Genomic DNA, 15418 nt, shown 5'->3' on the forward strand with positions numbered 1-15418 from the left:
CAAATTACCTATATTTATTCGCTAATCATCATAGCTCACGACATATCATTACTTGGTGCTTGATGTGAATCGACTTCATGCTTGTGAGCACCGCGATTCTTCTTAAAGTTCATACAGACGCGTTCGGCGGCAGCAAGGAATTTGTCCATCTGCTCTGTGGTGCCAATGCTGACGCGAATACAGTTCTTCAAATCTACGTCAGGAAAGCTGGCGATGAGGATCGCCTGCTCTTTCAACGCGGCTTGCCAGCATGAGCCCTCCTGTCCCGCCGGCACACGGGCCAGCAAAAAGTTTGCGTGGGAGGGTGTTACGGAAAAGCCAAGTTGCAACAGCGCCAGGGTCACTCGCTGTCGTTCATGCTTGATGTGCCTGTGGTTCTCTTCGTAGGCGTGGCGATGCGCAAGAATGCTTTTCCCGACCGCCTGCCCGATCACGTTCATGTTGAAGACATTCTGGATGTTGCGCAGCCTGCCAATGATTTCTGGGTGACCGAAACCGAAGCCGACTCGCACGCCAGCGGCAGCATAGCTCTTTGAAAAAGTCCTCAAGATCAAAAGATTCGGATGTCTATTGACGAGGCGCAGGGCATTGTCGGGTGCGAAGTCAACGTAGGCCTCATCCAAGACGACCAAGCGATCTGCTTGCTCCACAAGGCGTTCGATTTCGGCCACCGGCACGAATGTTCCGGTCGGATTGTTCGGATTAGCCAACAGAATGAACTTCGCGTCTTTTGCGGGGCCGGACAGCAGTTTTTCTATCGGCAGGGGATGAGCTTCGCTCGATGCGATTTCGAGAAACTCGGCACCCTGCAACATGGCAAGTTTACGGTTGAACGAAAATCCGGGCGACAGCATTGCCACTCTATCTCCTGGGGCGAGGAAAGCTCTGTAGATGAGTCCGAGCAGCTCCGACGAACCGTTGCCGGCAATCACCTGATCTTTGGAAAATCCGTAAGCATCGGAGGCAGCTGCCCTTAAGCTGAGATTGTCGTCTTCCGGATAAAGATACTGGTGTTCGATCGCAGCAATTGCACTTTGCATTACGCTCTTCGGCAACGGAAACGGGTTCTCGTTCGTATTTAGCTTAACGCAGTTTGCATCCGTCGCTGGTCCGTTGGACGAGAGAGCATCTAATTTGCTGGCCACCGGCGAAAAAAGCGAAAGCACGGTCTTCAGTTTTGCATCGCACATGTTCTTCTCCGTTTTTCAGTCCCGCAGGGCATGTGACATGAGGCAATCGTTGATCGTGACTTGATCGACGTTCGGCTATATCAGCGCTGCCTTCCCACCCTGGTGGGGATCGCCGACCACGGTTTGGATTTGACACCGGGAAGCTGTCGAGAACCTGATGACGACCCAACGTTTGGCCGACGGCCGATTCGGCGCAACAGACGGTGTTTCAACATCGCATCGTCCTCAAAGCCGCATGCAGGGCCTGCACGACAGCCCGTCTCCAGCGCCCGCAGATAGGTGGAAGCCGAAGTCTTGCCGAACCTCAGTTGCTCTGCCACCTTGGCCCACCGGACTGCCCTGTTTATGGGTCAGGCGCAGGATATCTCTGACGCTCGTTCGTCTTGCTTGCTTCCGTCTTGGCATGGGCTCTCTCGGTTTGCTGATGAGAGAGCCAAATACCGGCTCATCTGAGCATGAGACGCAGGCCTGACGATATGGAGCGTCGCTGGTGGCGCGCGTAGCCAAGAGGGTTCGCCTCGCTGGCGGGGCATGCAAGACGGCGCACCTCCTTAGCCATCCTGTCCCATCGTCTCAGATCGTGAGGCGCACCTTATAGTCGGTGAGGAGATCTTGCAGGGTCAGGTTACGCCCTAGCGCTTAAGGTTGTTGGTCGCACCGAGCAAGCGCGGGACCTGTCGACGGACAACAGCGGTGCCACTGCCGGCACTAGGTCGTCCAGCATCACAGTGAACCGCGTACGTAGTATTTTGTCGTAGGCGGCATTCTGGATAGCCGGATACGGGCTCTTCACCCGCTGCACCACCGATTGCGGGATGATGTCGCGAGAAACATTCACGGATTTCGTGAAAAAAGTGTACCCGCCGAAGAGCCCTACTCGCGGGGGCGGTGCAGCACCACCTCGGTGTCACTGCTCGTGTTCATGCGATGGATTAGGCCGGCCAGCTGTTGACGCAGCTCGCGGTAGTTGTAAGTCTCACCCGAGTAGACGAGCACCAAGTCAGGTCGGCCATCCTCCTGGAGCATCCTCGGCTGGCGGCCGCCCTGATATCGATGATTGCCAGGCGGTGGTGTCCCAGCGCCGCAGGCCCGCCGATCCAAGTCCCCTCGTCGTCCGGACCGTGGTTCGCTATGGTGGCCGTCATATCGGCAAGCTCCCTTCGCGCATCGGGACCTCCGAGGTCTGGATTGAAGTCGATCCATTCACAGATGCCGCACAGGTTATGTCGCCGCATTTGGGCGAAGCAGATATAAGGCCAGTGGGAAACCATCGAGGCAAAGTGACGGATCTAGCCCAGCTACGATCCGCATCCGACATTGTCGGACATCGGACAGCACCGCGATTCGCTGCATAGGAAGCCTGGAGTCGCGATTTCCCCTGGGGGAATCAGCGCATGAAAGGAGAGCTGGGTCGTGTCTGCCGAAATGAGAAATTGCTCCCCCTTATTGCATCACCGAGGAATGTTACCCAGCGCGATAGACGGACATGCCCTATCTCCCCCCGTTGCAGCTGAGGGAGATAGGGGCCAGCTCTTCATTCAACCCTCATGGAGGATGATCAGCCCAGCCATTTCCATGCGCCGGCCTTCACAAGCCGTGCACCATTCAGGTTCTTTTCCTTGAAGCGCGACGATCCTTGTCAGACGTCGCAACACTTGCTGCCGAGAGCACGAGCTCTTCCTCGAGCATGCCTTGATCTGCGCCTCGAACGGCTCGCACATGCTGGGTTTCAACGACTTCGCAGAGGTTGATATTCTGCAGTGACTTCGTCTCGCTGCTGCACGGCATTGACGCTGGGAGCCATGCTCGCGTGGCGCAATTGTGCTGAAGCCGGTGCCCACGGCAACGTTTCTTAACCCGCCCCAGATCCTGGCGTTTGGCTATTTCCGACATTCGTGTCCGGCTTCGGACAAAGGCCGGGTTTGCCGAACGGAGTCGCACCCAATTTCCAGTGCTGCTTGAGCAATAATATCGACCGGCATTACTGCACAACACGAAAGTTGCTGCAAAAACCGAAGTGAACCCAAGGCATCGGGTCAATTGGCATGGCGCTTGCGACTCGGTCGATAGAACGCAGTCAAAATCACGGTTGCAGACCATGCCTACCTCTCAAAGCTCGATAAAGCACGCGAGCAAAATTCCCCGTCTCCGCGGAAGCTCGTCGCCGTTAAACGTGCCTGCTCGGGGGCGGTCTTGCACAAGACCGGTCCGAGGCAACCACGCCAAGGCGCGAGGCTGCCGGAACTGTCGACCGAAGTCGATGCCGCTTCAGTTTAACCGAAAAATGCACCGTACCACTTTGGCCTGGAAGCAAATCAATGACCTATAGAAAGAACGTTCCTCTCGTGACCTTTCGCACGCGTGTTCGCGATGAGTCGATCGGGGGGCCAAATCCTTATCGGTGGGAGAACAAGACCTCCGACGATTATTTCGGGGGCAAGCGCATCATCCTGTTCTCGCTGCCTGGCGCCTTCACCCCGACCTGCTCGACCTTCCAACTGCCCGATTTCGAAAAACTCTATGATCAATTTCTGGAACTGCGAATTGACGCGATCTACTGCGTCTCGGTCAACGATGCTTTCGTCATGAATGCGTGGGGAAAGTCCTTGGGGCTGCAGAAGATCGAGCTGATCCCAGACGGGTCGGGCGAGTTCACGCGCAAAATGGGCATGCTGGTCGCGAAGGACAATCTGGGCTTTGGCATGCGCTCCTGGCGATACGCCGCTCTGATCGACGATGGCGTGGTGGAGCAGTGGTTCGAGGAGGAAGGCTTCTGTGACAACTGCGAGACGGACCCCTATGGCGTTTCATCCCCGCAAAACGTTCTCGACAAATTGAAGGCGGCGGCATGACCCAGAAGTGGAAAGTCTCACACAACCCAAGCACACACTAGAGCCTCCTCGGCAGATCACGGTTCAACATGCATCTCTCAGCAAGCCTGCTTCAACGCCAGAAGCAACGTATGGTCTTATCGCCTCAAGCCATTGAAGCTATTCGCTTGCTGCGATTGACGCATACTGAACTCCATCAGCTCGTGCAGCAGGCACTCGAGAAGAACCCCGTTTTGAAGCCTGACCCGTTTGACGACGATTCGCCGCTGCCAGGGGTGGATCAGCGGAGCAGTCAAAGCAGAAGCGAAATCGGCGAATCGCCCATTGGCGGGCCGTCTGGCGGGCGCGGGCAATGGAAGTCGCAACGCAGTAGCGGCAACGATCGACCTGCCGTCGAGGAGTTTACCGCCCACACCGAAACATTGCACGACCATGTCGCCCGCCAGGTCGCCCTCACCCCGTTCACCCCCCAGGAGCGGCTGATTGCCGGACAGCTCGCCGCTCATCTGGAGGACACTGGCTATCTTCAGGTAAACCTTTTCGATCTGGCCAGGAGGTTAAACGTTCGGCAAGCTGATGTGGAACGGGTCATCGGAATCTTGCAGCAATTTGATCCGCCGGGCATTTTTGCGCGAACTCTCAGCGAATGCCTGGAGATTCAGCTGCGCCAGCAAGACCGGTTCGACCCGGCTATGGCAGCTTTGGTCGCCAATCTCGAGATGCTTGCACGGGGGGATTTTCAGGGATTGAAGCAGCGTTGCGGAGTCGACGAGGAGGATCTCCTCGACATGAGGAACGAAATCCGCGCGCTCGATCCCAAGCCTGGAGACCGGTTCCAGTCCGGGACGCCGGAAACCATCGTACCGGACGTCTGGGTAATGCCCTCGTCCGAAGGTGGATGGCGGGTGGAGCTTGATCCGGCCACGCTGCCCAAAGTGTTGATTAACCAAACCTATGTCGCCGAAATCTCGCAGCTGACCAAGCAAAATCCGGAAGGCAAAGCGTTTCTCGACCATTGCCAGGAAAAAGGGAACTGGCTGATCAGCAGTCTCAAGCAGCGCGCTAAGACGATCCTTAAGGTTGCGACCGAAATCGTGCGCCAGCAGGATGCCTTTTTTACACACGGCGCCGCCCATCTGCGGCCTCTCTGTCTCAAAAATGTCGCTGACGAGATCGGCATGCACCAGTCGACGGTAAGCCGGGTGGCTTCGAACAGGTACATGTTAACTCCGCGCGGGGTGTTCGAGCTGAAGTATTTTTTCGCTGCGCCAATCGCATCCTGCGAGGGCGGCGATGCGCACTCCGCCAAAGCTGTCCGCCATCGGATCAAGGCAATCATAGCCGAAGAATCGCTCGACAAGGTACATTCCGACGAAGACATCGTTGCTCAACTCAAGGAGACCGGCATCGATGTCGCTCGCCGTACCGTCACCAAATATCGCGAGGCGATGAACATCCCTTCCTCCATACGACGGCGCCGCGATAAGCGTTTGTCCGCAGCTGCGATCAAGCGAAGTGACTAACCGACATTCGTGGTCGGCGAGAGGCAACTCTCAACTTCCTCCGGGCCGAAGCAGCTTTCGAAGTCATGGCATTCCCCGCAACTGGGTGCTGTGCATGACGAAAAGCCTTCGGCCTCACACAGCTTGCGGTAAAAGTACTTTTTCCATTTCATGTTTTCTGTGTTGCCTGCCGCCAGCGCGGGAAAATGTCTGGCAAGCAGGCGGCTGAGCTCAGCGCGATTTGAGAGGCCAAGATCCCGCCAAAGATGGTCCATGCGCATCGCACGCCGGGCGATGATCTTGGCCAAGCGGGCGCTCGCCGGGTCGGCCGGCGCAGCATGCGCTAGCAGCAGCCGGCGTAGCAGTTCCTCTTCCAGTTCCGGCTCGGGCTCGCTCAACTCCTCCAAAGCGAATACGCTGCTGGAGGTAGACGGGAAAGTTGCGGCCAAGACATCACGCAATTCGACAGACGAAAGGCCTGTCCCCTCCGTCGCCAACACCTCGCCCGCCTGGACCTCCTCAAGCGAACGTGAATGTACGCAGGGCAGCACATGCTGATCGAAGCTCCTCCCTAGCTCGGACCCACGCCATTGCGCGCTGGATAGGCAGCCATCATCGTAACGGCCGGCTTCAGCTTCCGGCATGACAAAGCGCCTTGTTGACCGCAGGGATGATCTTGTCGCCCCAGAGCTCGATCTGGCGCAGCATCGTCTTTTGGTCGAAGTCGCCCAATTGAGTCTGAACTGCGATCTGGTCCGGTTTCAAGATATCGATCTCTTCCAGCAGGCGATCAATCACGCGATTTACGCTGCCAATCGGCAAATTTTTGCGCATGGTCTCGAAGGACAGATCCTGCTGGGTCGGTGTCTCCTGCAGCAGGTAGCCATCGTGGCTCTGTTGGCGGCGCTGATGCAGGGCTTCAGAAAGCCGGCGCTGGAAGCGGGCATTGTCGAGATAGCTGTTGATCTCCAACTCGTCGTGGCTGGCATAGCAGCAGCGCAGCAGCGATATCTTGACGTCGGTGACGTTCTTTTCCTCGGATGCCGCCGCCCTCTCGACTGATTCACGCAGTGTGGTCAAAGTCTCTAAGCCGTCGTGGAAGGCTGTGACAAAAAAATTGTGCCCCTCGCGGTAGGCCCGAGCCATCCGTGCGGCTCCGCCAGCGATCCAGATAGGCGGCGTCGGCTGCTGGACTGTGCGGACCGAAATCGCTGTTGGGGGGATCTTCTCATATTGGCCGTCGTGTTCGAAGACGTTTTGGTTGAGGCCCTTGAGAATGATGTCCAGGTATTCCGAAAAGACGGCCGGCGCCTCATCGATGTCCACGCCGAACCGTTCGAACTCGAACTGCTGGTATCCCAAGCCTACGCCGAGCTCGAGACGGCCGTTCGCAACGATGTCGGCGAAGCCGATCTCGGACAGCAGGCGCTGCGGTTGGTAAAGCGGCAGCACGCAGACGGCAGTGCCCAGGCGAATCGTGCTTGTCAAGCCGGCGCAGTGCGCCACCATCATCAGCGGGGATGGTATGAGGCTGTAATTGTTGAAGTGGTGCTCAGCAAACCACGCGGTGTTGAACCCAGCCTGCTCCGAAGCGACGGCCTGTTCGATGGAGTTGCGGATGACGCTTTCTGAGGATTGGTGATAGCCACGCTGGGCGGCCAGAATGAAAGTGGCAAATTCCATGATTTCTCCTCGTTATAGACACGTCAGCCGACCGGGAATGTGCTCGGCATGCGCATGCTTGGATCTCAAGCACCTCAGGTGCGTCGTGGAGCCGAGGCTTCATAATGCTCGGCCGGTCGCCCTGCGAAGGCCTGGCAATTAACCTGCCGCCTCCGCAAAACATTCGTCATAGAGCTCGCTGGCGTTTCCCGCATCACCGAACGAGGTCCAGCCGCCGTCCACGTAGAGGATCGAGCCGTTGATGTATGAGGCGTCAGACGAAGCAAGGAAGAACGATGCATCTGCGACGTCTTCTGGCCGTCCCATCCTGCCCATGGGGATGCGTCGTCCGATTGCTGTCAGGTCGATGCGGCCGGCTTTGGCCAACTGAGCAAGTGCGGGCGTGCGGATGTGGCCAGGAGCGACGGTGGCTGTCCGAATTCCGACCGGCCCGAGTTCGGCCGCCATGCAACGGGTCAGCATATCCATCCCCGCCTTGGAGGCGCCGTAGGCATGGCGCGGCGCGAACGGCAGAAAGCTGTCGATCGACCCGAGATTGAGGATCACGCCGCCCGGGCGCATAGCCTTGATCGCTTCGCGCGCGCAGGTGAAGGCGCCGGTAAGGTTGACATCCAGGACGTGTTCGAGCTGTTTCGACAGTTGCTCGATCGCAGGCACAATCCTGTCGGCGGTATCAGCACTATTGACCAGAACATCGATATACCCGAAGCGTCCCCTCAGTTCTTCGAACATCGACACCACATCGCTCTCGACGGCCACGTCCAGCGATTTCGCCAGATGCTTGCCGGGGAGCGATGTAGCCAGCTCTGCCGCTGCAGTGCCATCTTTATCAGCAATCACGACGGTGTCGCCGTTCGCGGCAAAGCGGCGAGCGACGGCCGCGCCAATGCTTTTTGCGCCACCGGTGACGAGCACGATTCGCGCATCTGTGCATTCGGCCGGACAGGAGAGCTCGGCTTGGAGCGCACCATCCACCGGCGGGTGAGCATCCCCCGGCTGGTTGAATGACATCCAGCCTCCGTCGACTGCCAGCACCGAGCCGGTGATGTAGCGCGCCTGCGTGCTGCTCAGAAAACGCACGACCCTGGCGATCTCGTCGGGGCGAGCCAAGCGCCCCATCGGCACGCGGCGGCGTATCGCCGCGAGGTCCATTTTGCCAGCGCGTGCCAGTTCTGTGACCATTGGGGTGCGGACGGAGCCCGGCGCCACCGCCGTGACGCGGATTCCTCGCATAGCCCACTCGCATGCAAGGGACTTTGTCAACGAGATCACGCCAGCTTTCGAGGCTGCGTAGGCGTTGCGCCTGGGATTGCCGACCACGCCCGCCATCGAAGCCACATTGACGATCGCACCGCCCGGCTTCATGCGCCGCGCCGCTTCCCTGGCCATAACGAATGGCCCAATAAGGTTCACTGTCACGCCGCGTCGGAAGGTATCGACAGCGGTGTCGATGATCCTATCCATCGTGGGTCCAACCGCCGCATTGTTGATGAGGACATCGATTTGCGCGAAGCGTGCTTCGACCTGGCCGAAAAGTGAGAGCATGTCTTTCTCTCGCGACACATCGCACTCCAGACCGACGTGCGGCGACCCGAGATCCCGAGCCAGTTCAACCACACCACTGCCCGGAAGGTCCACCGCAACTACAGTGTCTCCGTCCGCGGCAAGGATATCGACCAGGGCACGGCCGATCCCGCCCGCAGCGCCTGTGATGATTACGGTGCGTGCTGCCAGTTTCACGAGAGCTTCTCCACGATGACCGCTTGTGATCTCAGCCCATCAACCTTGGGCGGAATGAAGGGCCGAGCCAAATCGTTGCAGTGACCGCCAGTTGCGGCCCCACACAGATGTCGTTCCCGTAGGGCGCTCATCCTCCATTTCTACCCACTTATGCAGCTCCCAGTTGGGGACCCTCGACGCCATCTTGGTCGGTGGGGATGTGACCCTTGAGCAACTGGTAGATGGGATCGTCTGGATGTGGTGCTCCAATCGGCTGTCGCTGGCCGAACCTATCTGCCTCAAGAATCGCTGGCGGGATTTGCTCCTCAACCCAATCGTAGACGACTGTCCGTTCCGCAATTCGCCACTCGTCCTGCCTCTTCTGAAACAGATCGCAGTAACGGCCGCAAAGCAGCGTCTGACGTATTTCTTGGTCTGTATCCGGTCCGCGTTGCAGCGCGGTGAAATAGCTCTCGACCGCGGCCTCTGCTGAACTGATGAAGTCGATCAGGCTGTTCGTGATTTGATGGATGTTACGGTGCCCCGGCAGACCGAGAGCAAATTGGATGAAGTCCTCTGCCGGTCCGCAATAGGGACCGTGCCTGTCATACGCTTCGGGCCAGTATGCGCTACGCAGCGCCGCCTCATCGGCGCGGTCTATCCCGCGGCAGTACCGATACAGGCAGTTGCGGATCGCCTCTCGGTCACGCAGTTCGGTAATTTTCGCGTGGTCGACAGGGTCTGTCGCGAATTGTATGATTGTTTTGTCCTTCCCGATGCCAGTCTGCACTTTGCGTGTGTCTCTCTCTACAACTGAGTTAGCGGGGGGCTCGTCAACTTCCAGAGCTTGTTCGGGGCAGGCTCGTACCCCTTTTGAGGCAAGCAGTTGCTCCCCATCGGCAACATCAATATCACCGGGCAAGATGTAGCCGGCGTCATCAAGCTTGAAGACTCTCGGCGCCCGCGCCCAGCAGCGCGCATGACCCTGGCATCTGGCTTTATGTACGACGACACGCATAGCGAACTCCAATGTCGTGGGCTGAAACTTCAGGACCAGTCCAGGATCAGATTCTCGATCCCGAACACATGGCCGCCGAAGGTGATAGGTTCAGTCCCTGTCTTGATCCGAAAGGCTGGGATGCGCGCCAGCCACTCCTCCAGGCCAATGACAATCTCCCGCCGGGCAAGGTGTGAGCCAAGACAACGATGGGGACCATAGCCAAAGGCAGCGTGCCGGTTGTCCTCGCGCGCCAGATCGATCTCATTCGGGCATTCGAATTCCGCCGGGTCACGATTGGCAATCATCGTGGCACAGGAAACATAATCTCCCTTGCGGATCGGCGCGCCTTTGAAGTCGACATCCTTCGTTGCCACTCGGATCATCTGAATGGTCGAATAGGCGCGCAGCAATTCTTCCGCAGCGACGGCAATCCGGTCAGGTTCGCTTCGTAGCAATTCCTGATCTTTGGGGTTGCGCGCGAGATGGGCCAAGTCGAAGCATATGGCTGCTGAGACCGTGTCGAGTCCCGCGACGAACACAAGCACGCCGATGCCACGGACTTCTTCGTCACTGAGCAGACGACCCTCGACCTTTGCCTTCACGATGAAGGTCATGAAATCATCGACCGGCTCCTTGCGGCGCTCGGTGGCAAGTTCGTCGATGAAGGCCACGATCGCCCGGGCTGCGGGTGGTCGTTGCTCCTTATCGCCGTGGAGCAGATCTCTAGCCCAGCCGACAAATGTTTCTAGTCCGTCGTCCGAAAGCCCAATAAAGCGAAGGAAGATATTGACCGCGAACGGAACTGCAAAATCCTTCATGATGTCGCAGCTCGTGCCTGATGCGGCGATCCTGTCGATCAGCTTGATCGCTCGTTCCCGGACAGCCGGCTCCAATGCCATTACCCGCTTTGGCGAAAGCAGCGGATTGAGCAGTGAGCGAAAAACACCGTGGAATGGCGGATCGAGCTCAAGCGGGATCATCGGCCAGCTCTCGCCGAGCACAGAGGCGAAGATGCTGCGATGGCTGGAAAACGTTTCGGTGTCCTGCAGCACCCGGCGCTGGTCGCTCGCGCGAGTGATGACCCAGGTACCCCGACCGTCGCGCGTGTTGCTGGTTGAATAAAAGATCGGAGGCCCGGCATGAACGCAAGCAACCGCTGCATGCGGATCCCCGTTAGCCGTCGGCAACATGCCGGGCGACGCAAACAGGTTGAAGTCCCTCACCATTTCGGGCGGGACATGATCTGGAACCGGCCGCGATTTAACCGCGCCAGAATCGAGAGACCGTTCATGAGATGCTGTCGGCATTTGCATGCAATCGTTGGTGCAAGCTCCGTGCCGAATTCGTCTTTCGATAATCCTTGCCGTTTTGCTGGGCAACAGGTGGCGCCTGTGCTGACTTACTGGTCGGGATTGCCACATTCTTGTCCAGCGTCGGACACAGAATGTAGAAAGCTAGACACCGACTTGGAGCAACTCAACTGGTGGGATCGCTAGCCGATCATGTGCCCGGGGAGCATCCAGTTCGAAAGCTTGCGCTAAGCGGCTTGGTGACTTGGCCGAGGTCACCAGGTGGAAACGACCAACACTTGGGGTGAGCCTAGTGGCGCTCCCCTCGATGATGTCTGGCGGGGTGGTTAGCCGCCTCCGTGGGACAAGATCAGCCTACACGAATGGACTATAGCCTCTCCTCGCCTGCCTCATTGGCCGTCCTTCAGAGCCGGCCACACGAGCTTTTGTCTTTCAGCAGGGCGTTTTTCTCGCCAGCTACAGAGCCACACCGACGCCATTAATGAGCGTCCAGTCGACGGGTTGGATGGCCCTGTCCATCTTGCCCAGCACCTTGGCTTCGCATTTGCCGGTGCGGCGGAAGCCTTCAAGACGCAGTTCTTGACCTTCTCCAGATCAGCCTCGGACGGATATCGGCAAGGGTTCAGCTCGTCCTTTTGAACTTGCGCATCTTCGTGTTGGCCAACCCCAGGCCGCCCGACATATTTGCGGTCTATCCGGCACCTCAACTTCGAACAACCTTGCGGCAAGCTCTTGGGATAGCCCACGCTCGTGCCTCCACCACCCGCTCAGCAGAGCCAGATTTGTCGTTGATGGCACGGAACTTGCGCAGTCATTCGCAGATGCGTCACGGACCGAGAGTGTCGTCCCATGAATTCGATCACCAAAAAGGCCGCCCGACGTTGCTGGGACCGCCTGCAATTACCTTATCCCAGAATTGGGAGCAACGGCTTCAAAAGGGATAACTCATCACCTCAATTTTGTCGATCGCGCGGCCATCGAACCGCAGCCATCCATCAGACTTCCGCCTCGTTGCACTCATTGCGACCGCCTTGGTGCTTGCGACAACCGCTCAATTCTGGCTGCCAGGATAACCACATATGGCGACGGAACTTCCTGCTTCAAAGCAATATAGAGATCGTCGATCATCCCCCCATCAAGGCCTCGATCGAGGACACCGCGTTCGGCTTGCTTGGTTCGCAGTGAACAGACCGCACTTCACGAATGCGATCGATGCGACCGCGCCGAGAACTCTCCCGCATTGTCGACGGTTGGGTCCGTCGGCCCTCCGATGAGGCCTCGGATGCGTCGGGCGCCGAGGCCTCGACTGATGCCGACTGGCCGCCGCCGGAAGGTCTCGCGGCTTTGATCCCCGGCGATGTAGCCACCCCTGCTGCAACAGCTCCTAGCCGGAGAACTCATTCATGACCGAATCGGCGACAGATTTAGTGGACGCGGCTTTGTTCGACCGAGATCGGCTTGACCCAGAAAGTCCATATCAACGTTCTGGCCCTGCATGGGGTGCCATCATTTCGCTTTCCTTCGGCACCTTCGGGCTTGTGACGGCAGAGTTTCTGCCCGCCAGCGTTCTGACACCGCTCGCGCATGATCTCCGTATCACCACGGGCACGGCTGGACAGGCGCTAACAGCGACCGCAATCGTCGCGGCGATCTCGGCACCGATAATCGCCATGGTGACAAAGCGTCTGGACCGCAGGGTCGTCATCTGGGCGATGACGCTCCTGCTGATCCTGTCGAACGTTCTGGCAGAGGTTGCGGGGTCGCTGCCGGTTTTGCTGGCGGCACGCGTCGTCCTTGGCATATCGCTTGGTGGTTTTTGGTCAATTTCGGCAGCGTTGGCGATGCGGCTGGTTCCAAGTCACCTCATGCCGCGCGCCATGTCGATCATCCTCACCGGCGTTTCTGTCGCCTCCGTCTGCGCGGCTCCAATCGGCGCTTATGTCGGTGACATTTGGGGATGGCGAGCCTCGTTCAAGGTCGCCGCAATCGTGAGTGCCGTTGCGCTGCTCGTGCAACTCGTAACCATTCCGCCACTGCCTCCGATCGAAGTGCGCAGATTCCGCAGTCCGCTGGATGTCGCGAAGAATCCGGCGATGAAGGTTGCGGTGCTAGTCGTGCTATTGGTCGCTTCCGGCCATTTTGCCAGCTTCGCCTACATCCGCGCCTTTCTCGAGAGCGTTCCTGCGCTCGAAAAGAAGTCAATCCCGCTCGTGTTCCTTGCTTTTGGCACGGCCGGCGTCTTCGGCAATTTAGCCGGCGCATTCCTCACCAAACACAGTCTCAAGGCGGTCGCGGCCCTGCCGCCCCTGCTCATTGCCGTAGCCGCTGTCTCGCTCCTGACCATGGGAGCATCGGCCTTGACCTCGGCAATTGCAGTTGCCGTATGGGGCTTTGCTTTTGGCGCGGTCCCGGTCGGATTGCAGACATGGATGGTGCTACGCGCCGCTCCGAAACAGGCCGAGAGCGCTGGTGTACTGATGGTCATAACCTTCCAAGTGGCCATCGCAGCCGGCACAACTTTCGGTGGCCTATTGGTGGATCACACGGGTATTGCCAGTGTCTTTGTCTACAGCGCGGTTGCCACGTTCCTCGCTGTCTTGACAGTATTTTTGCTCGGCCCGAACCGCAAAACCTGACCGCCTGGTGGGGAGTGACGGTCGGCGGCGTTCACGCTATTGTCACCTCTGAGCTCGGCCCAAAGGCCGCGGCTTCGTCGTAACCATGCGGTCGATGGGGCAGCGCCAAATTGCTTCCTGCTCATCGCGTTGCGATAATACAGCGCGCTTATTGCGTCATCGTGTCCCCGGTCTCGGCTTCAATGCCCGGCTACTGGCTGCGGAGGCAGATGGGCGCCGGCGTCCCACCGACGACGATCGGTCTTTTCTCATGTAGCTGTCGGGGAAACGAGGCAGGTTTTCCGCCAGAACCCGCCAGTCGTCGCGCTCGCGTTCGCCTTCCTTGCGCGCACCGAACAACTGGATGATGATCTTGCCGTCGGACCCATATGCTTCGAGCGAGGTGACGTGACTGTCATTGGTCGGCTTGCGCACGGCCCAAACCTCACGGATTTGGTGGGTCCTGAGATGCAGCCGGAACGTTTCGTCCAGCACATGGATGCACGGCCCGATCTGCTTGACCGACTTGATTAAGCCGGAATGGGTCTGGATAGAACCTCGGTTGCCGACGAAGCACATGATCGGCAATTCGTCTTCGGCCGCACGCTGGAGCACGGCGCCAACTGCGGCATTGTCGAGCAGCCAAGCGTAATCCTGGCCGACCATGCGCAAAGCCTGGCAGCGGCTGAGCTTGAGCGTCTTTAGAAGGTTGACGTCAGTCAGCCGGCTCCAGGACTCGCGTAGGTCGTCCACCGTGCCGGCCCAGTCCGCAGTCCTCGCCCCCAGGTCGGCTACTCTCGCCTTAAGCGACATGGTCGGCTCCTGGTTGGCGGATACGAGCTCGGCCACCAGCTTTCGATAGGCATGAAGGTTGGAGACCGGCCTGAGATGCACCTTATGCACTGCTGCGCCGGCGGCGTCGAAGAATTGCAAACTGCGCTGGATTCCGCCGCGATGGCGCCTTTCAACAGCGAAACCATACCTCCAAGCCTGCGGGAAGACGCGAAGGTCGAATTCGTCACCAAGGACCATGGCGTGATTGTTGCCGGTTATCACTCTGTTGAAGACGCTAATCTTTTCGTGCACGGCACCTTGATTGCGGGTCAGCGCCGTCACTTCGCCCACGAATTCGAGGCCCGTCAGAAGGTGATTGATGCGCGGGTCGATGCGTGCCGCGCCGAAACCGCAATGGGCCGCGACCAGTTCCGCTTCCGAAATGGCCAATTGGGCGGCGAAATCACGCGCGGGAATGTTCGGACAGACTTCCCACGCACGCCGGATTTCGTTGGGCGACCGCTTCTTGCGCTGATCCATGTTTTTACCCCTGCCCCGTTCTTCTTTTGACGATCGATCGAAAAACGGGCCTCAGGGGTGTGCACGGCGGACGCGATCGATCGTCAGGCACATGCCAGTCGAATCCTGTCTCCGGGCGGTCAGCGGCCAATCGCCGGTAGAGAGCGATTGTTGGGTGGTCGGCGCCAATCGGCCGATCGAGCATTCGGGTACCACCGGCGGTGCTGCTTTCCCACTTAAGGCGGGTCTGATGGATCATATTGCTTCCCTTCGTT

At 58.7% G+C, this 15418-nt stretch carries 9 protein-coding genes and 2 pseudogenes; 3 read left to right on the forward strand and 8 right to left on the reverse strand.

What is annotated here, in order from left to right; translation table 11 throughout:
* Positions 1-35: 35 nt before the first annotated feature.
* A complete protein-coding gene (gene hisC, locus EOB80_RS28615; protein WP_127331192.1) occupies positions 36-1190 on the reverse strand; it encodes a histidinol-phosphate transaminase in 1155 nt (384 codons plus the stop codon).
* 2318 nt (positions 1191-3508) lie between these two features.
* Here hisC and EOB80_RS28625 point away from each other — a divergent pair.
* Positions 3509-4042: a peroxiredoxin gene (locus EOB80_RS28625; RefSeq protein ID WP_024505252.1), complete on the forward strand. Its 534-nt coding sequence runs from the start codon at positions 3509-3511 to the stop codon at positions 4040-4042.
* A gap of 68 nt (positions 4043-4110) precedes the next feature.
* Complete coding sequence (gene rpoN / locus EOB80_RS28630; protein ID WP_127331194.1) at positions 4111-5544, forward strand: RNA polymerase factor sigma-54; 1434 nt, start codon at positions 4111-4113, stop codon at positions 5542-5544.
* Here the strand turns inward: rpoN and EOB80_RS28635 are convergent.
* From EOB80_RS28635 to EOB80_RS28655, 6 genes and pseudogenes are all read right to left on the reverse strand, one after another.
* Positions 5541-6167 carry a nitrogen fixation protein NifQ gene (locus EOB80_RS28635; protein ID WP_024505250.1) on the reverse strand — a complete coding sequence of 209 codons (627 nt, stop codon included), beginning with the start codon at positions 6165-6167 and terminating at the stop codon, positions 5541-5543. The genes rpoN and EOB80_RS28635 overlap by 4 nt on opposite strands.
* Positions 6154-7206: an LLM class flavin-dependent oxidoreductase gene (locus EOB80_RS28640; protein WP_024505249.1), complete on the reverse strand. Its 1053-nt coding sequence runs from the start codon at positions 7204-7206 to the stop codon at positions 6154-6156. Before EOB80_RS28640 ends, EOB80_RS28635 begins: the two co-directional genes overlap by 14 nt.
* Before the next feature lie 138 nt (positions 7207-7344).
* Positions 7345-8946, reverse strand: coding sequence for an SDR family oxidoreductase (locus tag EOB80_RS28645; RefSeq protein WP_063169384.1), 1602 nt, complete (start codon positions 8944-8946; stop codon positions 7345-7347).
* 148 nt (positions 8947-9094) lie between these two features.
* Positions 9095-9682, reverse strand: coding sequence for a nuclear transport factor 2 family protein (locus tag EOB80_RS28650; RefSeq protein WP_245463580.1), 588 nt, complete (start codon positions 9680-9682; stop codon positions 9095-9097).
* Between the two features lie 138 nt (positions 9683-9820).
* A pseudogene (locus EOB80_RS35625) lies at positions 9821-9943 on the reverse strand (ferredoxin); the annotation flags it as partial.
* 29 nt (positions 9944-9972) lie between these two features.
* Positions 9973-11151, reverse strand: coding sequence for a cytochrome P450 (locus EOB80_RS28655; protein WP_164762757.1), 1179 nt, complete (start codon positions 11149-11151; stop codon positions 9973-9975).
* 1487 nt (positions 11152-12638) lie between these two features.
* On the opposite strand from EOB80_RS28655, the gene EOB80_RS28660 reads away from it, so the two are divergent.
* On the forward strand, positions 12639-13871 hold the full coding sequence (locus tag EOB80_RS28660) for an MFS transporter (RefSeq protein ID WP_127318061.1): 1233 nt from the start codon (positions 12639-12641) through the stop codon (positions 13869-13871).
* Between the two features lie 261 nt (positions 13872-14132).
* Here EOB80_RS28660 and EOB80_RS28665 read toward each other — a convergent pair.
* A pseudogene (locus EOB80_RS28665) lies at positions 14133-15164 on the reverse strand (ChuX/HutX family heme-like substrate-binding protein); the annotation flags it as partial.
* Between the last annotated feature and the right edge of the window lie 254 nt (positions 15165-15418).

Source organism: Mesorhizobium sp. M7A.F.Ca.MR.245.00.0.0 (genome assembly GCF_003997415.1).
Taxonomy (GTDB): Bacteria; Pseudomonadota; Alphaproteobacteria; order Rhizobiales; family Rhizobiaceae; genus Mesorhizobium.